At 61.3% G+C, this 20,998-nt stretch carries 19 protein-coding genes; 9 read left to right on the top strand and 10 right to left on the bottom strand.

What is annotated here, in order from left to right:
- Window positions 1-59 precede the first annotated feature (59 nt).
- Window positions 60-1,163, top strand: coding sequence for a porin (locus tag AC1Z3W_RS02080; protein ID WP_057929514.1), 1,104 nt, complete (start codon window positions 60-62; stop codon window positions 1,161-1,163).
- A gap of 249 nt (window positions 1,164-1,412) precedes the next feature.
- Here the strand turns inward: AC1Z3W_RS02080 and AC1Z3W_RS02075 are convergent, their stop codons facing one another.
- Complete coding sequence (locus AC1Z3W_RS02075; protein WP_483506819.1) at window positions 1,413-2,528, bottom strand: branched-chain amino acid ABC transporter substrate-binding protein; 1,116 nt, start codon at window positions 2,526-2,528, stop codon at window positions 1,413-1,415.
- A 297-nt stretch (window positions 2,529-2,825) separates the two neighbouring features.
- Between AC1Z3W_RS02075 and AC1Z3W_RS02070 the strand changes: the two genes are divergently transcribed.
- The 5 genes from AC1Z3W_RS02070 to AC1Z3W_RS02050 all read left to right on the top strand — a co-directional run bounded on the left by AC1Z3W_RS02070 (window position 2,826) and on the right by AC1Z3W_RS02050 (window position 9,629).
- Entirely contained in the window at window positions 2,826-2,999 is a 174-nt protein-coding gene (locus AC1Z3W_RS02070) for a hypothetical protein (protein ID WP_175827231.1), read from the top strand.
- Between the two features lie 215 nt (window positions 3,000-3,214).
- Window positions 3,215-3,556 (top strand): DUF4148 domain-containing protein, encoded by a 342-nt coding sequence (locus tag AC1Z3W_RS02065; protein WP_057929511.1) that lies wholly within the window; start codon window positions 3,215-3,217, stop codon window positions 3,554-3,556.
- A 294-nt stretch (window positions 3,557-3,850) separates the two neighbouring features.
- Window positions 3,851-5,050 carry an efflux RND transporter periplasmic adaptor subunit gene (locus tag AC1Z3W_RS02060; RefSeq protein WP_124835535.1) on the top strand — a complete coding sequence of 400 codons (1,200 nt, stop codon included), beginning with the start codon at window positions 3,851-3,853 and terminating at the stop codon, window positions 5,048-5,050.
- Window positions 5,047-8,238 carry an efflux RND transporter permease subunit gene (locus tag AC1Z3W_RS02055; RefSeq protein WP_057929509.1) on the top strand — a complete coding sequence of 1,064 codons (3,192 nt, stop codon included), beginning with the start codon at window positions 5,047-5,049 and terminating at the stop codon, window positions 8,236-8,238. Before AC1Z3W_RS02060 ends, AC1Z3W_RS02055 begins: the two co-directional genes overlap by 4 nt.
- Complete coding sequence (locus AC1Z3W_RS02050) at window positions 8,235-9,629, top strand: efflux transporter outer membrane subunit (RefSeq protein WP_483506817.1); 1,395 nt, start codon at window positions 8,235-8,237, stop codon at window positions 9,627-9,629. The genes AC1Z3W_RS02055 and AC1Z3W_RS02050 overlap by 4 nt, the downstream gene beginning before the upstream one ends.
- Window positions 9,630-9,752: 123 nt before the next feature.
- Here the strand turns inward: AC1Z3W_RS02050 and AC1Z3W_RS02045 are convergent, their stop codons facing one another.
- The 6 genes from AC1Z3W_RS02045 to AC1Z3W_RS02020 all read right to left on the bottom strand — a co-directional run bounded on the left by AC1Z3W_RS02045 (window position 9,753) and on the right by AC1Z3W_RS02020 (window position 14,765).
- Window positions 9,753-10,655 (bottom strand): LysR substrate-binding domain-containing protein, encoded by a 903-nt coding sequence (locus AC1Z3W_RS02045; protein ID WP_057929507.1) that lies wholly within the window; start codon window positions 10,653-10,655, stop codon window positions 9,753-9,755.
- Between the two features lie 96 nt (window positions 10,656-10,751).
- On the bottom strand, window positions 10,752-12,002 hold the full coding sequence (locus tag AC1Z3W_RS02040; protein WP_483506815.1) for an L-dopachrome tautomerase-related protein: 1,251 nt from the start codon (window positions 12,000-12,002) through the stop codon (window positions 10,752-10,754).
- A gap of 30 nt (window positions 12,003-12,032) precedes the next feature.
- A complete protein-coding gene (locus tag AC1Z3W_RS02035) occupies window positions 12,033-12,236 on the bottom strand; it encodes a putative quinol monooxygenase (RefSeq protein ID WP_242431922.1) in 204 nt (67 codons plus the stop codon).
- A 100-nt stretch (window positions 12,237-12,336) separates the two neighbouring features.
- Window positions 12,337-13,131 carry an SDR family NAD(P)-dependent oxidoreductase gene (locus tag AC1Z3W_RS02030; protein ID WP_057929505.1) on the bottom strand — a complete coding sequence of 265 codons (795 nt, stop codon included), beginning with the start codon at window positions 13,129-13,131 and terminating at the stop codon, window positions 12,337-12,339.
- 56 nt (window positions 13,132-13,187) lie between these two features.
- Complete coding sequence (locus AC1Z3W_RS02025; RefSeq protein ID WP_242431921.1) at window positions 13,188-14,021, bottom strand: type 1 glutamine amidotransferase domain-containing protein; 834 nt, start codon at window positions 14,019-14,021, stop codon at window positions 13,188-13,190.
- Between the two features lie 30 nt (window positions 14,022-14,051).
- A complete protein-coding gene (locus AC1Z3W_RS02020) occupies window positions 14,052-14,765 on the bottom strand; it encodes a type 1 glutamine amidotransferase domain-containing protein (RefSeq protein ID WP_483506813.1) in 714 nt (237 codons plus the stop codon).
- 120 nt (window positions 14,766-14,885) lie between these two features.
- Between AC1Z3W_RS02020 and AC1Z3W_RS02015 the strand changes: the two genes are divergently transcribed.
- Window positions 14,886-15,818 (top strand): LysR substrate-binding domain-containing protein, encoded by a 933-nt coding sequence (locus AC1Z3W_RS02015; RefSeq protein WP_483506811.1) that lies wholly within the window; start codon window positions 14,886-14,888, stop codon window positions 15,816-15,818.
- A gap of 390 nt (window positions 15,819-16,208) precedes the next feature.
- On the opposite strand, the gene AC1Z3W_RS02010 is transcribed toward AC1Z3W_RS02015, so the two are convergent.
- From AC1Z3W_RS02010 to istA, 3 genes are all read right to left on the bottom strand, one after another.
- The gene (locus AC1Z3W_RS02010) at window positions 16,209-16,787 is read right to left on the bottom strand and encodes a hypothetical protein (protein ID WP_483506810.1); all 579 of its coding nucleotides are present in this window, start codon (window positions 16,785-16,787) and stop codon (window positions 16,209-16,211) included.
- Between the two features lie 332 nt (window positions 16,788-17,119).
- On the bottom strand, window positions 17,120-17,893 hold the full coding sequence (istB, locus tag AC1Z3W_RS02005; protein WP_483506808.1) for an IS21-like element ISBcen13 family helper ATPase IstB: 774 nt from the start codon (window positions 17,891-17,893) through the stop codon (window positions 17,120-17,122).
- On the bottom strand, window positions 17,890-18,918 hold the full coding sequence (gene istA, locus AC1Z3W_RS02000; protein WP_483506806.1) for an IS21 family transposase: 1,029 nt from the start codon (window positions 18,916-18,918) through the stop codon (window positions 17,890-17,892). The genes istB and istA overlap by 4 nt, the downstream gene beginning before the upstream one ends.
- Window positions 18,919-19,406: 488 nt before the next feature.
- Between istA and AC1Z3W_RS01995 the strand changes: the two genes are divergently transcribed.
- Window positions 19,407-19,562, top strand: a complete 156-nt coding sequence (locus AC1Z3W_RS01995; protein WP_483506805.1) for a hypothetical protein — start codon at window positions 19,407-19,409, stop codon at window positions 19,560-19,562.
- A gap of 113 nt (window positions 19,563-19,675) precedes the next feature.
- Entirely contained in the window at window positions 19,676-20,995 is a 1,320-nt protein-coding gene (locus tag AC1Z3W_RS01990; RefSeq protein ID WP_483506803.1) for a hypothetical protein, read from the top strand.
- Window positions 20,996-20,998 lie beyond the last annotated feature (3 nt).

Here is a 20,998-nt window from a genome sequence, read left to right as displayed (position 1 = left end):
TGCCGGAGCTGTTGTACCGCAGTAACGCGTTTTTCTTTCTGACAGGTTTGGAGCCAATTATGAAAAAAGCAATACTCACCGCCACGTTGATGTCCGCAGGTATCCTCGCCCACGCGCAAAGCAGTGTCACGCTCTACGGCCGCCTCGACGCGGGCATCGAGTACCTGAACGGCATGGCCAACGGCAATGGCGGCACGACAAGCCGCTGGCGTGCCGAAAGCGGCGACTGGGGTACCAGCCTCTGGGGCTTGAAAGGTTCCGAGGATCTTGGCGGTGGCAACAAGGCAGTCTTCCACCTCGAAGGCTCGTTCAATGCGATGAACGGCGGCCTCGGCGGCGCCGGCTCCATCTGGGATCGCTGGGCAACGGTCGGTTTTTCCAATGACTCATACGGCACCTTGCTGCTCGGCCGCGAGCTCTCGATCTCGAACGGGCTGTGGGACTTCGATCCGCTCGGCCAGACGTCCTGGTCGTCCGGTTCGCTCGTGCGCGGGCGCAACTGGAACAAGACCAGCAACAACATCTCCTATCAGTCGCCGAGCCTCTACGGTTTCGACGTATATGGCCAGTATTCGCTGTCGAACGCAACGAGCTGGAATGGTAACGGCACAACCGCACAAGGTCGTGCCGACGGCCTGCAACTGACCTACACGAATTCGTACTTCCAGGTTCGCGGCATCTATGACGAAGCGCGCGACGTCAACGGCAAGTTCTCGGACGTGTTCAACTATTCCCGCGAGTACTTCGCCGGCGTGAACGTGTTCCTCGGCCAGTTCAAATTGCAGGCGGCCTATCAGACCTCGCATGCGAACGGCGCGCCGGCCGCCAACAACGGCATCACGTCGACGCAGCAAGTCTGGGGCGGCGTCACCTGGCAGGCTACGCCGGCCGCGGCCCTGACGGGTGCCGTCTATCACGTCAATGCCAATCATGGCGGCGGCAACGCCAACATCTACACGATCGGCGGCACATACAACATCTCGAAGCGCACGCTCTTCGACATGCAGATCGCCACGATTCGCAATAGCAAGAATGCGAACTTTGGTCTGGAGTCGAACGCGGCAGGCGCGGGAGGCCCCATTGCCGGCGGCGGATACAACGACAACCCGACGCCCGGCCACAGCCAGACGGGCGTCTACGCGGGCATCCAGCACCTGTTCTGATTCGATCTCACATAAGGGACAGGAACGCTTCTCCGTGCTGCTTCGCGAAGCGGGTTCCGGTGCGATGCACGGTCAGGGCATCGCACCGTGTCACGACGGTTTGATGGCGACGACCTCGTGGCACAGATATCGCGCGTGTCAGACGAACGGTGTCGAGTTCCTGCCCGGCAGTCGCGATCCCGTCGTCTGACTCATGTCCACACCGGCAATGCGGAACCGCTACCTCGCGTTCCTGGAGACGGCAGCTCTTTACTGCCGGATTGGCTTCAGCTTTCCGTCGACGATCTTGTAGAGCGTCACCGGCGCGTTAACCCATTCGCCGGAAGCGTCGAAACGCACGGTGCCGACCAACGTCGAGAAAGCATCTTTCTTCAACAGCGGAACGAACTTCTCCGGCTCGGTCGAGTTGGCGCGCTTCATGGCATCGGCAACGAGCATCGTGGCCGAATAAAACGCCGGTGAGTAAATGTCGGCTTTGCCACCAAACTCCTTGGTGTACCGAGCGGCAAACTCCGGGCCTTTCGCCAGTTGATCAAGCGGCAAGCCGCCTTGAGCGCAATAGCCGCGCCCGTCGAGTGCGCCTCCGGCCAGCTTGGGCAGCTCGACCGAGCAGATCCCGTCGCCGCCGAGGATCGGCGCATCGAGCGCAAGTTTTCGCGACTGGCGGCCGACGATCGCGGCTTGCGCGTAGTAGCCGCCATAGAAGACCGCGTCCGGCTTCGTTCCCTTGATCTTGTTCAGAATCGCGGTAAAGTCGACCGACTTATCCGTCGCGTACTCGCGAGTCGTAACAGTCATCCCCAGCTTCTTCGCCGTTGCCACGAAAACATCGGCGACGCCCGAACCGTACGCGGTCCGGTCATCAATCACCGCGACCTTCTTTGCCTTGAGCTGATTGTGCGCGAACTCGGCCATCCGCGCGCCCATCACATTGTCGTTTGCCGCCAGGCGAAAAACGTACGGCAGTCCAGCCGCCGTGATCGCCGGATTCGAGGCAGCGCCAGTGATGACCGGGATGTGCGCGTTGTTGTAGATGCTGTCGGTAGGGATCATCACGCCGGAGTTGTAGTGGCCGATCACGGCCTTGACGCCCGAATCGACGAGCTTCTGGGCAATCGACATCCCGGTCTTGGGATCCCCTTGATCGTCTTCCGAGAGCAACTCGAACTTGACCGGCTGTCCGTTGATCTTGAGGTTCGACGCGTTGAGGTCGTCGATCGCCAGCCTTACACCGCGCTCGTCATCCTTCCCGAACAGCGCCTGCGGGCCGGTCAGCGGGCCTGCCACGCCGATCTTGACCACCTCGGCCGGTGCTGCGACGGCACATGCGAGCACCGACAGTGCAAATACGGATTTGAGTTGCATTCTCATTAGCTACGTCACCTCATCAAGGGAAAACTGGCATGCGCCTCCCTTCGTAACATGGCAGAGGTCGCATCGTCCAGCGGCGCCGAGCTTGGGTAGCCAATTTCGACGAACCGTCGTCTGCGAAGCGCGTTCACATTGAGTTGCATCGCCCAGGCGATCTATCTGATCGCGCTTCCGCTCATCGGGCGCCTTTTCGATTTCGCTGGACGCAAGGTTACGACGCTCATCTCGCTGCTCGGCATCTAGATCACCCTCTTTCCGCTCTGGAGCCTGATTTCCAGCGAGCCGTGGACGTTGCTCGTCACGCAGTCGGTCGGCGGCACCGCCTCATATCTGAATGCATGGCTGTATTCCATCAACAAGGGGCAGCTATTCAATGTCTATCTCATCGTGGTGGCAGTAGTCGCGAGTTGCGCCGTGCTGACATGGAAGAACAACACCGGAGTCAAGCTGGACGATATTGAATGAGCCTGGATACGGTTCCAAAAAGCCAGTCGATTAGACAAGGCACAGCCCATAAATCCAGGGGGGTACATGTGAAACCTGATGCGCGACTCATGACATAAGATCAAAAGTCAATTTGTTCATCTGCCATTTTTCATCGACATCACCCGCCCTATATTGGCATCACCGCAGCGACACGAAGGTCGCTGCGGTCCTCTCAACCAATACAGGTTCCTGTCATGAAATCGTTCCGCTCTCGTACCCTTGTCGCGCTGATTCTTTTCGCCCCGGCCCTCGCTTTCGCGCAACAGTCCGACCGTCAACTGACCCGTGCGGAGGTGAAGGCCGAACTCGCGCAACTCGTCGCCGCCGGCTATCGTCCGGCGATGGATCACAACCAGTATCCGGCAGCGATCCTCGCCGCCGAAAAGCGTGTCCGCGAAAACACCGTCGCGCAGGATGCGCCGCACACCACACCGACCGCCCCGACGGCCGGCTACGGCAGCGAAGGCCGCTCCACCAGCGAATCCGGCCGCGCGATGATGGTCAACGGCCGCGACTCGATCTATCGCGGCCATTGATTCGCATCGACGCGCAAGAGAGCCGGCCTCTCGACACGCGCATACGCCCGTCCCGTCCCTCCGCATTGCCGGCCCGAACCGCCTGAACAGGCATTCGGGCCGCGCGTCGTCGCTGAACGTCCCGCCTGTCCCTCCATCCAGCACGACCGTGCTCGCACATCGTCGCCCCGCGCGGCGATTCGTGACTGCGCAGTACAAGTTCTTATGCCGCTTCATCTGTTTATCCGCCGTGCGCCGCGCACGATACTGCGCACCATCCGGCGCGATGCGCCTCACTCGATATTTCGCACGCACATGAACCGATATCCAGGATTGAAGCGCATCGCGCTACCGGCCGTGCTGGCCGCCGTTCCGCTGGCCGCGCTGCTCGCGTTGTCCGGCTGCAAGTCGGACGACAACGCACCGGCCGCGACGCCGAGCGTGATCGTCAGCCCGCCCGTCGCGCGCGACGTCAACGACGTCGACGTCTATACGGGCCGCTTCGAAGCCGTCGACACGGTCGACGTGCGCCCGCGCGTGAGCGGCTATCTCGACAAGGTCGCATTCCAGGACGGCGCGACCGTCCGCAAAGGCGACTTGCTGTTCGTCATCGATCCGCGCCCGTACCAGGCGGCCGTCACCGCTGCACAGGGCGCGCTCGAACGCGCGCAGTCGCAACTGAAGCTGAGCCGGCAGGATTTCGAGCGCGCGAGCATCCTGATCAAGACCGACACCATCGCGCAAAGTCTCTATGACCAGCGCAGACAGGCCGTGCAAAGCGCACAGGCCGAGGTGACGAGCGCGCAAGGCGCGCTCGAACGCGCGCGGCTCGACCTGTCGTTCACGCGCATCGTCGCACCGATGTCCGGCCGCATCAGCCGCAAGCTCGTCAGCGAGGGCAATCTCGTGAAAGGCGGCGACAGCGACGCGACTGTGCTGACGACGATCGTGTCGCAGGATCCGATCGACATCTACTTCGACGTCGACGAGGAAAGCTACCTGCGCTATACGCGCGAAGCGCAGAAAAGCGGCGGCAACGCGTCGTCGCGGCAGGTTGCGATCGCGCTTCCGGGCGATACGCAGCCATCGCTGACGGGCACGATGGATTTCGTCGACAACCGCCTCGACAACTCGACAGGCACGTTGCGGCAGCGCGCACGCGTCGCGAATCCTGACCGGCGCCTGAGCCCCGGCCAGTTCGGCCGCGTGTATCTGTCGAGCCGCGTCGCGCACCACGCGCTGCTCGTTCCCGATTCGGCCGTCGCAACCGACGCGACACGCCGCGTGCTGTATTTCGTCGACGCGAGCGGCGTCGTCGCGATCCGCCCGGTGACGCCCGGCCGCCTGTACGGCAACCTGCGCGAGATCGACGCGGGGCTGAATGCGGGCGACCGCGTGATCGTCGATGGCTTCCAGCGCGTGCAGGCCGGCGACAAGGTCAAGATCGTTCCGCGCGCGATCGAGACGGCCAATGCCGCCGGTCCCGCAACCGCTACGACAGGGAGTGCACAATGAACCTCGGCCGCCTGTCCGTGCAGCAACCGGTGCTCGCGATCGTCCTGTCGATCGTGTTGACGATCGCCGGCGCATTGGCTTATTTCTCGCTCGCGGTGTCCGAGTATCCGGACATCGCGCCGCCAACCGTCGTGATTCAGGCGACCTATCCGGGCGCCTCCGCGGAAACGGTTTCCCAGACGGTGTCGACGCCGATCGAACTGGAAGTCAACGGCGTGGAAGACATGCTGTACATGTACAGCCAGGCGACGTCGGACGGCAGCCTGAACATCACCGTGACGTTCAAGCCGGGCACCGATGTCGACAAGGCTCAGGTGCTCGTGCAGAACCGCGTCGCGCTCGCGACGCCGCGCCTGCCCGAGCCCGTGCAGCGCAGCGGCGTGTCGGTGCGCAAATCGTCGCCGACGCAGCTCGGCACGATCTTCCTGTACTCGCCCGACCAGCGTTACGACCCGCTGTACGTATCGAACTACGCGATCCGCAACGTCGCGGACGTGCTCAAGCGGATCGAAGGCGTCGGCGACATCAACCCGCTCGGCGCGCGCGAATACTCGATGCGCATCTGGCTCGATCCCGAGCGCGTCGCGTCGTTCGGCCTGAGCCCGAGCGACCTGATCGCCGCGGTGCGCGCGCAAAACACGCAGCTCGCGGGCGGCGTGGTCGCGCAGGCGCCTATCACGAACCAGGCCTTCCAGCCGAACCTGATCTTCGAAGGACGGCTCAAGCGCCCCGAGGATTTCAGCGACATCGTCGTCAAGCAGGGCAAGGACGGTCGGCTCGTGCGGCTGAAAGACGTCGCGCGCATCGAAGTGGGCGCACTCGCCTATGCGACCGACAGCTACATGCTGCGCCACCCGACGATCGCGCTGCAGGTGCTGCAGCAGCCCGGCGCCAATGCGGTCGCGACGATGGATGCGGTCGAGAAGAAGATGGCCGAGCTGAGCAAGGAATTCCCGAAGGGCATCGTCTACAACATCGGCTACAACCCGACCGCGTTCATCGGCGACAGCATCCACGAACTCGTGAAGACCATCTACGAGGCCGTCGTGCTCGTCGTGTTCGTCGTGCTGCTGTTCCTGCAGGGCTGGCGGCCGTCGATCATCCCGATCCTGTCGATTCCGGTGTCGCTCGTCGGCACGTTTGCGGCGATGGCCGTGCTCGGTTATTCGATCAACAACCTGACGCTGTTCGGTCTCGTGCTCGCGGTGGGGATCGTCGTCGACAATGCGATCGTCGTGGTCGAGAACGTCGAGCGGCACCTGTCGACCGGTGCTGGGCCGCGCGACGCGACATTGTTGACGATGAAGGAAGTCGGCGGCGCGCTATTCGCGATTACGCTCGTGCTCTGCGCGGTGTTCGTGCCGACTTCGTTCATTCCGGGCATCTCGGGCCAGTTCTTCCGCCAGTTCGGCGTGACGATCGCCGTGTCGACCGCGATTTCGTTCTTTACGTCGGTGACGCTCGCGCCCGCGCTGTCGGCGATGATCCTGAAAGCGCATGCCGACGAACACGATACCGCCGCGCCCGTGTCGCGGGTTGCCGCGTGGTTCGCGCCTGCGATGCGCGTCGTGCAGCGCTTCGCGAACGCATTCAACCGCGTGTTCCAGCGCCTGTCCGATGCGTATGGCAGGCTGGTCCGGAAAGTGGTACGGATTATCCCTGCGATGGCCGCACTGTACGTCGTGCTGATCGCCGCGACCGGCTATCTGCTCGTATCGAGCCCGAAGGGCTTCATTCCGGCGCAGGATCGCGGCTACCTCGTCGTACTCGTGCGGATGCCAGACGGCGCGACGCTCGAACGCACGAGCGCGGTCGCGCGCAAGATCGAGGACATCGCGCTGTCGGTGCCCGGTGTCGCCCGCGTGCCGGTGTTTTCCGGCGTCAATGCGGCGACCGGCACGAATTCGGCGAACAGCGCCGGCCTGTTCCCGGTGTTCAAACCGTGGCCGGAACGCAAGAAGCAGGGCCTGACGATCGAGAAGATTGCAGCCGAGATGCGTCAACGGCTGGCGAGCATCACGGAAGCGTCGATCGTCGTCGCGATGCCGCCGCCGGTGCAGGGTCTCGGCAGCACGGGCGGCTTCGCGATGCGGCTGGAAGACCGCAACGGCCTCGGCACCGCCGCGCTCGCGAAGGCGACGCAGGATCTGGTGGCCGCCGCAAACCGCACGCCCGGCATGGTCGGCGTCTATACGCCCTACTCCGCGACGAGCCCGCAGGTGCATGTCGAACTCGACCGCGAGAAGGCCGAGATGCTCGGCGTGCCCAGCCAGGAAATCAACGATGCGGTCGAAACGTACTTCGGCTCGACTTACATCAACGACTTCAACATCGTCGGACGTACCTACCGCGTGACCGCGCAGGCCGACCTGCCGTTCCGCGTCGATGCGTCCGATCTCGCGCGGCTGAAGGTGCGCAACCGCGACGGCGAGATGGTGCCGATCGGCAGCGTCACGCGCATCGACGACACGCTCGGCGTCGATCGCGCGCCGCGCTACAACCTGTATCCGGCCACCGAAATCAACGGCGATACCGCGCCGGGCCTGGGCTCCGGCTTTGCGATCAAGACGATGGAAACGCTCGCGAAGCAGGTGCTGCCGCCCGGCATCTCGTTCGAATGGACCGATCTGTCGTACCAGCAGACCACCGCTGGCAACACGGGGCTGCTCGTGTTCCCGCTGTGCGTGCTGCTCGTGTATCTGGTGCTCGCCGCGCAGTACGGCAGCTGGAGCCTGCCCGTCTCGATCCTGCTGATCGTGCCGATGTGCCTGCTTGCCGCATCGCTCGGCGTGCGCGCGCTCGGCCAGGACGTGAACATCCTCACGCAGATCGGCTTCATCGTGCTGGTCGGACTCGCCGCGAAGAACGCGATCCTGATCGTCGAGGTCGCGCGGCAGCTGGAAGCCGACGGCATCGAACTGGTCGAGGCCGTCGTCGAAGCATGCGTGCAGCGGCTGCGCCCGATCGTGATGACGTCGCTCGCGTTCATTCTCGGCGTGCTGCCGCTCGTGATTTCCGAGGGCGCCGGCGCGGAAATGCGCCAGGCGGTCGGTGCGGCCGTGTTCTTCGGGATGATCGGCGTGACGTTCTTCGGGCTGCTGTTTACGCCCGTCTTCTATGTGATGGTTCGCCGGCTCGCGATGCGCAAGACCGCTGTCGCGGCCGTCGCGACGGAGGTGGTGCAATGAAATTCGTTCGACTCGTGGCCGCGCTGTCCGCGGCGGCCGTCCTGACCGCGTGCACGAGCGCGCCGGTCGCCACCGTTTCGCCGCCGCCGCTGGCCGCGACCTATGCGAATGCCGACCTCGCGGCCAGCGGCCCGGCCGCCGACACCGATGCGTGGTGGCACGGCTTTCACGATCCGATTCTCGACCGGCTGGTCGACACGGCGCTCGCGCACAACCTCGACCTGCGGGCGGCGGTCGCGCGCATCGACGCGGCGCGCGCGGTGCGGATCGGCGCGGCGTCGCAGTGGTTCCCGTCGCTCGACCTGAATGCGAGCGCCGGCCGCCAGCGGCTGTCCGCGTCGCAGGCGTTTCCGACCGATACGCCGACGACAGGCAACGCGTTCGATCTGAACGCGAGCCTCGCATGGGAAATCGACATCTTCGGCCGCATCCGCCAGGGCGTCTCGGCTGCCGACGCGGACATTGCGTCCGCGCAAAATGATGCGGCGGCCGTGCGGATCGCAACGATCGACGAAACCGTGCGCACCTATGTGACGGTGCGCGGACTCGAACAGCGGCTCGCACTGGTCGAGGCCAACGCTTTGAGCCAGCGCGGCACCGAGGAATCGACGCGGCGACTGTTCGACGCGGGTGTCGTGCCGGTCGCCGACGTCGACCGCGCCGCCGCGCAGACGGAGACGACGCTGGCCGAACTGCCCGCGCTGCAACTGCAGCGGCAGACCGCGATTCATCGGCTGTCGATCATCACCGCGTCGACGCCGCAGGACATCTACGCGCAACTCGACCCGCCCGCGCCAGGGCCGGTGTGGACAGCCGCCACGCCGGGCATCGGCACGCCGGCCGACCTGCTGCGCCGACGGCCGGACGTCCGCGCCGCCGAGGCACGCGTCGTCGCGGCCTATGCGCGAATCGGCGTGGCCGAGGCCGACCTGAAGCCGCACCTGCAACTGATCGGCGTGATTGGCGCGGCGATCGACGGCTTCTCGGGTGCCACACTCGCGCGGTCGCTTGCGTGGATGGCAGGCGCCGGCGCGAGCGCACCGCTGTTCGACGGCGGGCGGCGGCGCAGCGTCGTCGCGCTACGTCGTGCGCAGGCGGATCAGGCGCTCGCCGCCTATCGCGCGACGGTGCTGACGGCGGTCAGCGATGTCGAGACGTCGGTGGCGGCGACTGCCCGCGATCACAGTCGCACCGAGCGCCTCGAACGCGCGGTGGCAAACGCGCGCGGTGCATATACGCAGATCAACCAGTCGTGGCACAGCGGCGAATCGGCGTTCATCGATACGCTGGAAGTGGAGCGTTCGCTGCTCGCGGCCGAAGACTCGCTCGCGCAGGCACGGACCGACGAAGTGCTCAGCCACGTCAGGCTGATGAGCGCACTGGGGCAATAGACACTGCTCCCGGGATTCGATCGAGGCAGCGGATCGGTCGATAGAAAAAAGGGCGACCTGTCCGATATCGATCGAACAGGCCGCCCTGACGCCGCAACATGAGCGGCCATTCACCGACTTCGCTCAGTCGATGTCGCCGCTTTCCTTCAACTGTGCGCCGACGTAGTCAAGGAAGCTGACGATGCGTGACGACAACGTCGCGTTGCGATAGTAGACCGCATGAATCGGCTGGCGAAATTCAGTGGTGTCGTCAACGAGCAGTTCGACCAGACTGCCGTCGCGGCGATGCGTACCCGTCATGAAATCCGCCAGGCACACGATGCCGGCGCCATTGAGCGCGAGCGTCAGCAGCGTCTCGCCGCTCGATGCCTGCAGCGCAGGCTGTACCCGGTATCCATCGCCGGCCGAGGTGCGCAACGGCCAGTGGTTCAGCGTCTCCGGCTGGACGAAGCCGAGCAGCGTATGGGTCGCAAGATCGTCCACGCTCTCGGGTGTTCCGGCCCTCTCCAGATAGGCCGGGCTGGCGAGAATACGCAGCCTGCTGCTGCCGAGCTTGCGCGCGTGCAGTGTCGAGTCGCGCAACTCACCGATCCGGATCGCGACATCGGTGCGTTGTTCGAGCAAGTCGATGATCTCGTCGCTCGTATGAAGCTCGGCCTCGATCGCCGGATAGGCTTCGCGAAACCCCGGCATCATCGGCGCGATCACGTGCTGCATGAACGGCATCGCGGCATTGATCCGCAGACGGCCCGCCGGCGTTTCGCGCTGCCGGGCGATCTGGTCTTCGGCAAACTCGACCGACGCAATAATGTCTCGCGCATAGTCGAGGAAGACGTTGCCCTCTTCCGTGAGCTCCAGCCGGCGTGTCGTGCGCCTGATCAGCGTTGTGTCGAGTTTATCTTCCAGGCGCCGCAGGATTCGGCTCATCACGGAGGTCGGCTGATGCAACCGGTCCGCTGCACCTGTCAGCGAACCGGTGTCTGCGATCGTTACGAACGCGAGCATTTCGTCTAGTGTGGTCTTCATGGGAAGAGAGTCGAGCACCAATCGTAAGCCGCTACGATAGTGCGGCTTCGTTCCGTTGATAACCACGAGTCGGAACGAATCATTTTTGATTTTCGATCAATAAATCGGGCTAGCTTCACCACATGCGGATGTCGACCCTGGTCGAACCGGCGTGGCAGCGCCGATCCGCCACAAGTCGTAACGCTCGCTGCCGCGCTCCACGATGCCCGCAACGTGATCGCTTAGCGCACTGGACGTGAAGATCAGATCCCCGTTCGGATGAATCGCGGGCGTATCCGGCCAGTGCACGCCGTCGTCGGATGCGATCAACGACATCGACTTCGTGCGCGGCTCGTACTTCACAATGCCGTTATGCGTAACGTCGGTCATGTAGAGCACACCCCGCGAATCCATCACGATTCCGTCCGTGTTGCCGCCAACAGCGCCAAGATCATGAATCTCCGCGGCAATCTGCGCATCTGTCGAACCGTGCCGTCTCAAAACGGCGGTCGGAACCGAGCGCGCGCGTGTCCCCGTCGTCACCGTCCAGTACAGCGTCGCGCCGTCCGGCGACAGCGCGATACCGTTGATACCGATCGACAGCGGCTTTCCCGGCCATACTTCAACGCCGTGGGCAACGACCTTGACCCCCGCTTCGACCTGCAAACCCGGATGCCTGTCCAGCACACGCCGTGCCGTACCTGAAGCGAAGTCGGCAACAATCAGGCCCACCTTGTTATCGGGCGCACTGCGCGAGCCGCTGTCGGAAACGTAGGCGATGCGCCTGCGTTCGTCGACGACGATGTCGTTGAGGAAGCTGCCGGCACGATCGGCTACGCCATCGAGGCCGATGCGCTTCACGATTCGTCCCGATTTCAAATCGAACACGACGATTTTCTGGGCGCCCGCAGGTGCCTCGGATTCGCCGGCAACGAACCCCATGTCGAGCGCCCATAACCAATCGTTTCCGCGGTCGACGTAAAAGCCCAGCACGTTGCGCAAATGTTCGCCTGGCGCGGTCGATATGGAATTGCCTTTCATTGATGGGAATGGCGTCAGCCGCGCCGGGCCGGTAGTCGATCGCGTATCCAGCCTGCTGAGCGTCGCTGGCGTCGATGCCGCGACGAAGCGCGGCGTACTCACGTATGCGGCGCCGCGTGCGTCGAAATGAAGCCCGGCAATCGGTGCATTGACCGAGCCTGCGAACGGCGCGGGATCCCGGCCGTCTTTCGAAATCTCCCAGCTCACGCCGGCATAGCTTCGCCAGCGCTCGAGCCGGGTGTCGGCCACCGCAGTCGCTGCGGTCGCGCAATGGATGAAGGCAATTGCGAAAGCAAATGCCGCAACTCGATTCGAGCGCTTGAACATGATGAAGGTTGGCCAGTGCGTTGGATGGGGTTATGCGATCTGATGCAGATGCAGCAACTTGAAGTTGCCGATCCACTGACCGGCGGTCGCGCGGAATGCGTCCATCAGCGGGCTGCGCATGTGGTGCTCCCAGGCGGCGCGGTCCAGCCATTGCTCGAAGAAGACCACCGTCCCGGGCTGATCCAGCGATTCATGCAGTTCGTCGCTGAGACAGCCGGGCTGGTGGCACGCCATTTCGACAAGCGCTCGTTGGGCTTGCACCAGCCCCCCTCGCAACCTTGCTTCGCTTCGACGAGCGCGACGATGACGTGGGCGGACATATCGAGGCACCTGTTCAGAGAATCGACCGAAAGGTGCCGCCTTCGACGCGCACCGCCGCGCCGTTGGACGCCGCACCCAAAGGACTGGCCAGCAACGCCACCATCGCGGCGATCTCGTCGGCCTCGATCATGCGTGCGATCAGGGAACTCGGACGGTACGTGTCGAAGAAGTGGGACTCGATTTCCGCATCGGTCATATCGGGTCGTGGCGCGGTCTGCCGCAAATACGCCACGATGCCTTCAGAGCGCGTAGCGGACGGCAGCACGCTGTTGACCGTCACACCCGTCCCCTTCGTCAGTTCGGCCATTCCGCGCGAGACCGCGAGCTGAGCCGATTTGCTGACACCGTAGTGCACCATGTCCGGCGGCGTGAACGCCCCGACTTCGCTGGACATGAAGATCACACGCCCCCAGTTCTTCGCGAGCATGCGAGGAAAGTAATGACGTGACAGCCGGACACCCGACATCACGTTGACGTCGATCATTCGCCGCCAATCGTCATCGGTGATCTCGGTGAATGGCCTGGCTTCGTAGTAGCCGAGGTTGTTCACGAGAATATCCGTATCCGGCTGCACCTCGATCAGTTCCGCAACACCTCGCTCGCCGCTCACATCAGCGACGATTCCGCGCACGCTGCCGCGCTGCGCGGCAGCGGAGATCTCGGCGACGGCCGTGTCGAGTTTGTCACGTTGACGCCCCGTGATCGTGACCGACACGCCTTCGCCGACCAACGTTCGTGCAATCGCCATGCCGATGCCGGCAGTGGCGCCGGTGACGATGGCGGTTTTACCTTCAAGTTGCAGATCCACTGTTTGCTTCTCCTTTACTCGTCGAAGGACCGGCCACGCCGGTCCATTGCGTGGCATTACTTCAGCCGCTTCAGCATTTCACCGGCGACGTCGAGTGCGGAGGCCGGATTCTGGCCGGTGATCAATTCGCGATCGGTCACCAGGTGCGCGGTAAACGGCACCTCGTTGCTGCTATAGATTCCGCCTGCCTGCTGCAACGCAGTCTGCGGATAGAACTTCATCACCCCGCCGCCAAGCAGACCTTTCGCCTGCGCTTCTTCCGCGTTGCTGATCACCGTCATGCGGTAACCGGCATAGATCCATTTCGGGTAGCTGTCGCTCGTGTTTCCCGAGGCGAGCTTTCGTGCAAAGCCCTGTGCATCGGGCAGAGTCGACAGCAGCGCAATCGGACCATGACAAACGAGCGCCGTGGTCTTGCCGCGCGCGTGAAAATCGGCCAGCAGTCGGCCGACCGCGGGGCTCGTCAGAAGATCCTGCATCGGCGCGTGGCCGCCGGGAACATAGACGGCATCGAAGTGCCCGTAACCGATCTGCTCCACCCGCGACAGACTGATCACGGGAGAGTGCGAGCGCGACGTGATCTGCAGCTTGTCGAGCAAAGCCCGGTAGTCGCGCATCGCCTTTTCGTCGCCGTTGAAGTACATCTTGTCGGCAGACGTGGCATCCATCGTGGGCGCCTTGCCCTCGGGCGTGGCGAAGGTCACCTGATGGCCGGCATCAAGCAAGGCCTTCACGGGCTGCATCAGTTCGTTCAGGTAGAAGCCGGTCGCGAAGACCTTGCCGTCCTTCAGATCGAGGTGATCGGAATCCGACAACACCACGAGCACGTTGGCAGCGTGAGCGCTGTACGCTGCAATGCCGAGCATGGCGGCAACGGCGAGCTTGCGCATCGAATGCATCGATTTCTCCATTGGGGAATTTCAGGCCTGTCCTGAACGGTTCAGCAACAGGTAGCGGATCGCCGCGCCAACGCCGGAAGCCGACTGCGGGTTCTGGCCGGTCACGAGACGTCCGTCGACGACGACCTTCGCCGTCCAGTTCGGCACGGGATGGTGAAGCGCGCCGCGCTGCGTCAACATGCTCGCGAGCAGGAAAGGCACGACGCGATCGAGTTGGACCGCGCGTTCCTCTTCATCCGTGAATGCGCTGAGGTTCTTGCCGGCGACCAGGTAAGTACCGTCGCCGAGCGTCACATCGACCAGCGCCGCGGGGCCATGACATACCGCGCCGACCACACCCCCCGCCTCATAGACCGCGCGCGTCACCTTTTGCACGTCGGCATTGCCCGGAAAATCCCACATCGCGCCGTGGCCGCCTGCAAAGAAGACAGCGGCATATTTCGACGCGTCGACATCGCCCAGTCGCTGCGTATGGCGCAGCGCGTCGCGGAAAGCACTGTCGTTCCAATAGCGCGCGTTGATTTCATCCGTCAGGTCAAGCCCATCGACGGGCGGCTCGCCGCCCTGAATCGACGCGAATTCGACCGGGATGCCGGCCGCGTCGAGTTCGGCAAGCGGATGCGTCACTTCGCCGAGATAAAACCCGGTCGGCTCGCCGGTCGAGCCTTTCGTCGCGTGGCTCGTGAGTACGAACAGCACGGACAAGTCCTGCCGGTCGCGATGTTCACTATTCATGGTTCGCTCCTCGATTTCAGTGGGTGACCCGACGACGGATCACAACGCGCCCACTTTATTTGGCTCAATGGAGGAGATAAACTCAGTCAAAAGTAAATCTTCTGTTCTCTGGAGGACAAGATGGGACGAAGATTCGACCATCTCGGTGATGTGGAAGCATTCATCACGGTGATCGAAAAAGGCTCGATGACCGCAGGCGCGGTGGCCCTGGGCAGCACACCTTCCGTTTTGAGCCGAGCCATTACACGCCTGGAGACTCGGCTGGGCGCGCAGTTGCTGCGTCGTTCGACTCGGCGGTTGAGCCTGACGGAGCAAGGCAGGCTCTATCTGGAACAATCGCGAGCGGCGTTCTTGCTGATCGACGACGCCGAGCGTGCCATTCAGGGGCACGGCGGCACGTTGACAGGTCATGTCCGGCTCAGCGTGCCGACGACGTACGGACACTATCGTCTGCCGCCGCTGCTTCGGCGGTTCACGCAGCAACACCCGCAGGTTCGCGTGGAGCTGAACATCGCGAACCGGAACGTGGATCTGGTGGCCGAGGGTTTCGATCTGGCGATCCGGCTAGGCGAATTGCCCGACAGTGGATTGGTCGCGCGCAAGCTCGAAGATGCAGTGTTGTGCCTGGTCGCGTCGCCCGATTACATCGCCCATGCCGGCATGCCGGAAACCGTGGCCGATCTGGAGCGTCACCTTTGTTTGCCTTTCATGCTGCCCAGCAGCGGCCGTATCGCACCGTGGGTGTTCCGGGACGGCGGGCAGGACATCGATTGGCTGCCGCCGTCGAACATCGCGGTCTCCGACGATGTGCTGGGGGTCGTTTCAATGGCGCAGAGCGGCGCCGGCATCTGCCAGACCTATGATTTTATTGTTCGGGACCGGATTCAGGCCGGAACGCTCATCGAACTGCTGCCCCACTTCCGTGGCCGCACACGGCCGTTTTCGGTGATCTATGCGCCTCATCGTCGCTTGTCTGCGGCGTCACGGGCCCTGATCGACATGATTGTCGCGTCGACCTCCGATTCATCGAAGTGGAAACAGAATGGTGGTTGATGGGCGCTCTCGACTAGCTGTGAACATGCCGAAGGCCAACAACAACTGTGGGCTCTCAGAAAAGTTGTCCTTGCCACCCCATATAAATCAATGACTTGGACATCTTTTTTGAGACGATCACATGCCACCCGTCTCAGAAAAGGTGTCCTTGCGCACGGGAATTCTCAGAAAAGTTGTCTTCGAGAAACGTCCGGCTGCGCTAACCGCCCCGAAGCGGAAGTAACATTCGCGCTGTCGTTCCAACGTGTCACGGTTGCGTCCGGTATTCAAGGCGATCGTCGACCGGCGTGTGCATAGCAACGGCAACAACGGCGCGAACACCGAGGCACCAACCCATGACGGTCGTCTGTCACACGGCGGATCCGAGAGCGAACTGCCCGGGTTAGGCGCTCAGTTATTGACGCCTCCCACCTCGGGTGGATCGACCAACTTAACTGTGAACGTCGCAGCGCGGCCAGTGGTTAGCGTCAACAGGTTCTTGGCGTGGTTGACGGGCGACGATATAGTCCTGAGCGGCGCCTTCGGATCAATGACAAACAGTTCCACTTTGTTGCCCAGCAAATCGGTTTTCCGCTCGGCCAGCAGCTTGTTAATTTCTTCCAGCTTCAGTTCGGTGATTTTTAAGTGCTGATCGTCCACGCTCTTTCTGAGCGCATCATTCACGGGCCTGTCGAGCAGCATTGGCGCATGGACGATCATCGTTTTTGCTTCGCCACTATCCAGACTGATTGGAAGTGCCACGGGCTGGCCGTCGGGCAATTCGAACGTTTGGAAGCCAGCGATCTGGACGCTGGTACCGCCGTTCAAGTTCTGCAGGTGCGAACTGACGATCGACAGGCGGCGATCGCTGGTATTCGAAATTGTCACGGTCCAGCACAAGGCCGCGATCCCGTTCATCGGCCCACCACGATATTCGAACGCGCAGTTTTCCGTGGGTGCGGCCGCCAGAGATAGAGCGTCATCCTTCATATGGTTGGCTTGATAGGCCGAGAAAGCGGACCATGCGGAGAAAATGGCCGCTGCCGCCGCTATGATCGTTTCGCGGTTTGGCTTTTCCAGGGCGGCTTTCCAGAATCTCGACCAAAGCGAAACGGTCGCGGGCCGAGGCGACGGTAGAGGTGGCGGTGACGGTGGGGTTGATGTCGGTGTTGGCGCCGCGGGTTGCTTTTGAGATCTGGACGGTTGCGGATTTCGAGGGCGGTTTGACGGCGGTGTTCTGGCGGCCATGAATATGTTGTCAAACGCATTTGAAATCTGAGCCACTTCGCGCCTGATCGCGCAAAGTAAAACTGAGCCAGTCGTTACCTCTTCGATGACGAAACGTGGCCAGCTTGGCGTTGCTGTTTCAGTCTGTAGCTGTCTCCTTTGATCTGGACGATGTGGGCGTGGTGCAGGATGCGGTCGAGCATAGCTGCAGTCAGTGTGGTGTTGCCGCCGAAGGTTTCATCCCACTGCGCAAACGGAAGGTTGCTGGTCAGGATCATCGAGCCGCGCTCGTAGCGCTTGGCGACGATCTGGAAGAAGTGGCTAGCCTGATCCCCCGAGAGCGGTAGATAGCCGATCTCGTCGACGATGAGCAACCTCGGGCCGAGAATGTTGTGCCGAAGTACGGCGTCGTATCGCTCCTGCCGGCGCGCGGCCTCGAGCTGCAACATCAGATCCGCCGCCGTGATGAACTTCGTCTTAATGCCGGCCTGTGTCGCGGCATACCCGATGGCGATCGCGAGGTGGGTCTTGCCCACGCCTGACGGACCTAGCAACACGGCGTTCTCACCCCGCTCAATGAAGCGCAGGGTGGCAAGCTCGTCGATCGTCTTGCGCGGCGCCCCGACGGCGAAACTGTAGTCGTAGTCATCGAGCGTCTTGATGGCGGGGAACCCGGCCATGCGCACCAGTGTTTGCCGCGAACGAACTTGCCTCGTCTCTCGTTCGTGAGCGAGCGCGTTCTCGAGGAAGTCGAGGAAGCTCCATTGCTTGGCCGCGGCATCGCTCGCCAGAGCGACGTATCTTTGCATGAGCCCCTCGAGCTTCAGGCTCTGGCAGTGTCCGTCGATGCGTTCCTGCTGCAGGTTCATGCGCGCACCTCGGTCAGCAATTGCTGGTAGATGGACAACGGGTGCTGGATCGACATCGCGGGGTCAACGCGCGGCCGAGCGACGGCGCGAGCCGGCAACCGGGGCACCGTGTAGCCAGGCATATCGCGCAAGCAAGCCCGTTCTCGTTGCTCCAACAGAATCGCGGGTGCCAGCCCTGTAACCGGATGCACGCGCTGGTTGGCCACGTCGCGCAGCCATTTACTTACCTCGACGTTCGCAGTCACGGCGTCGAGCATCAAGCCGGATTGCTTGAGCTGGCTGGCCAGCGGCACATAGAAATTGCCGCGCAGATAGCGGTGGAATCGCTCGACCTTGCCCTTGGTCTGCGCACGGTATGGTTGGCACAGTCTGGGCAGGAAGCCGTACCGCTTGGCCAGGTCGAGCAACCCGGCGTGCCAGCGGTGTTGACCGTCGCCATACGCATCGCGCTCGACAACGATGGTCTTGGCGTTGTCGTAAAGGATCTCGCGAGGAACGCCGCCCAGGGCTTCGAACAGCGCATGATGGCAGGCGACTAGTGTCTCGGCGCGTTCATCGGTGGTGAAGCGTGCCCAACGCCAACGACTGAAGCCGAGCGTGGCGGTGAAGGCGTAAAGCGGATCGGCGCCTCGGCGGAAAACGACGAAATCGCACTGCATCTGCCGACCGGGCTCGGTCTCGAACCTCACGACCGGATCCGGCTTCAGCACGGACTTATGCGCGTTCATGAAAGCCTGCAGGCTTCGCAGTTGGCCATCGTAGCCGCGCGCACGCAACTCGCGCAGCAGCGCCGGCGCCGCGATGATCTCGGGTGCTGCGGCCCTCATTCGCTCGATGATGTACGCCTCGAACGCTCCGAGCTTGGTTGGCCGCGGTTCACGCGGCTTGTAGCGCGGCACTTCCGCGGCCGACAGGTACCGCGCCACCGTGTTGCGAGAAATGCCCAGGCGCCGCGCGATCTCGCGCTCCGATACGCCTTGGGCTTTGAGCACATGGATTTGCATCCACTGTTCCTTCTGGAGCATCGCCAGCCTTTGCGCGCAAAAGGCTGACTGTACTGAAAGGTGGCTCAGATTTACTTCGCGCGAAGTGGCTCATTATTACTTTGCGCCCAACATATGTCGTCCGTAGCTTTGATGCGAAGACAATATCGCAATTCGACGGCCGGGCGCTTGCCACCAAAGGAAGTCGTTGCAAAAAAGGGGAGATAACGTTCGTCAACATACGCCCGCGCATGACCTCGGATATCGAATGACCGCTTAGCGCTTCGGAGACGGATCCCGAATGTCCGAATGACGCGTCGGACCGAAGTTTCTTCGTGGCTGGCAAGCGTCCTCTCACTTGCCGGATTCTTTCACATCTCAGCCTGCTCCGCGATCTCGAGCGCGTTCGCCAAAATAAGATTTTCAGAGGTACCACGCCATGGGTCTCCTCCTGCCGCACCATTGATCGATGCCCCACCGCGGGCGAGGTAGCCACGAGATACACTGTTCCGACACGAGTGGAGCCGACCATGATTGAGCACAAGCGTATCCGCCTAGCGGTCGTGATCGGAGTGACCCTGTGGCTCGCGCGCGTTGGGTTCTCCCGCTCGGAATGCGGCAAGCTCGATGCTGCCTTGCTGGAGTTGGACGCGGTCTCCTTCAGGGGTGCCGATAGCCTCGAGTAGCAGCGGACATTCCGGTACAGCGGTTGCATGTTTAATCGTTCCGCCTTCGACCGGTGATGTAGGGTGTCAAATTTGACCTTACAGATTGATCAAAATTTTATGGAGCAAGCTAAGTGTCCGTCCATATTGGTTCCCCGCTGAAGTCGATGCAACTATCTGTAGCAAAAAAATTCGTCAATTTATTCTTACAAGAGCTCTGGAACAAGTTCAATCAGACTATTGGTCGCGTAGGGTGTGCTCATTATTACTCCCCAACCAATGATCCGGAAATTTATATTTACAGAATACATTGGTCGGACGCGAGTTCTAGTTTTGAGGCAGAGCTACAGTTTTATAACCACACCTCGAAAGGACTTGTTTCTGTCGAGTACGGGGCAATAAATCGGCAATCAAAAATCGCGGACGATGCGATCCAGTTAAAAATTTCAGATGCCATCAAGCAGACTTTGGCAATGAGCTTTTCTCCGGACACCCTGCCAAGTTCATATGCATGCATTCCATTCAGAACCGAATTTAAGCTGGCGGGAAACTACAACCTCATTCAGTCGAAAATTTTGATTATCAAAATCGACGATGAGGCTGGGTGCACGGGCCACCTCTTTATGCCAATTTTTTCAAAAAACAAGGCAGACATAGATCAAGAGGTTATCGACGAAGCCACAAGAATATGTGCAGGATTGACAGCACTCACGCAAAATTTGTTTGTGGTAATTGAATCTCTTGGCTGGAGCATTTTCACAAATGACGAGTTCGAAAATATATCGAATCGATATTCCAATTGCAATCTGTTTGTCGACGACTCTGGTTTCTTAAAGTATGCAAACACTATACCCAGAATCACAAAAACGCACGAGATTATTGAGATCAGCGACTGCATCAAGAACGACCTGCTAACACTTCCGCTCCAGGTCGACTCAGTTTTAAAAAAAATTCTCGAAACGGAGGAATTTCAACAATCGTGCAGTCGGTTTGCAGAGGCGCTCTATTTTAGAGGCTTGATTGAAGGAAATCGGTTACCATTAAACTCCGTTTCCTACGAGCTTATCGCATACACCGCGACGATAGAGGCGCTGCTGGATACAGAGAAAACCATTACCGAAATTAAATGCAAAAACTGCACGCACACTTTAATTAGAGAGGAATGGAAAATAAGCGAAAAATATAAATCTTTTACACTCAAGCTTTGTATAGATGAAAGTATTTTCAAAAAATACTTTCAGCCTCTGTATGAGGATCGCTCGAAATTCGTTCACACTGGAAAGGATTTATATGATTTCAGCGCAAGAAGACCTGGACGCCCGTTAACTCTGCTCGGGAAAAAGTTCGCCACCCAAACTCCTGATTACCACGTAAACATTCATGAATTAACCGGATGGTTGATTAGAAAGCATTTTTACATAGAAGCGCTTACCAACAATCCCGATCAAAACTGACGC

It is taken from the genome of Burkholderia sp. 10_S31 (genome assembly GCF_056930375.1).
This window is presented reverse-complemented; position numbering and strand designations above follow the sequence as displayed.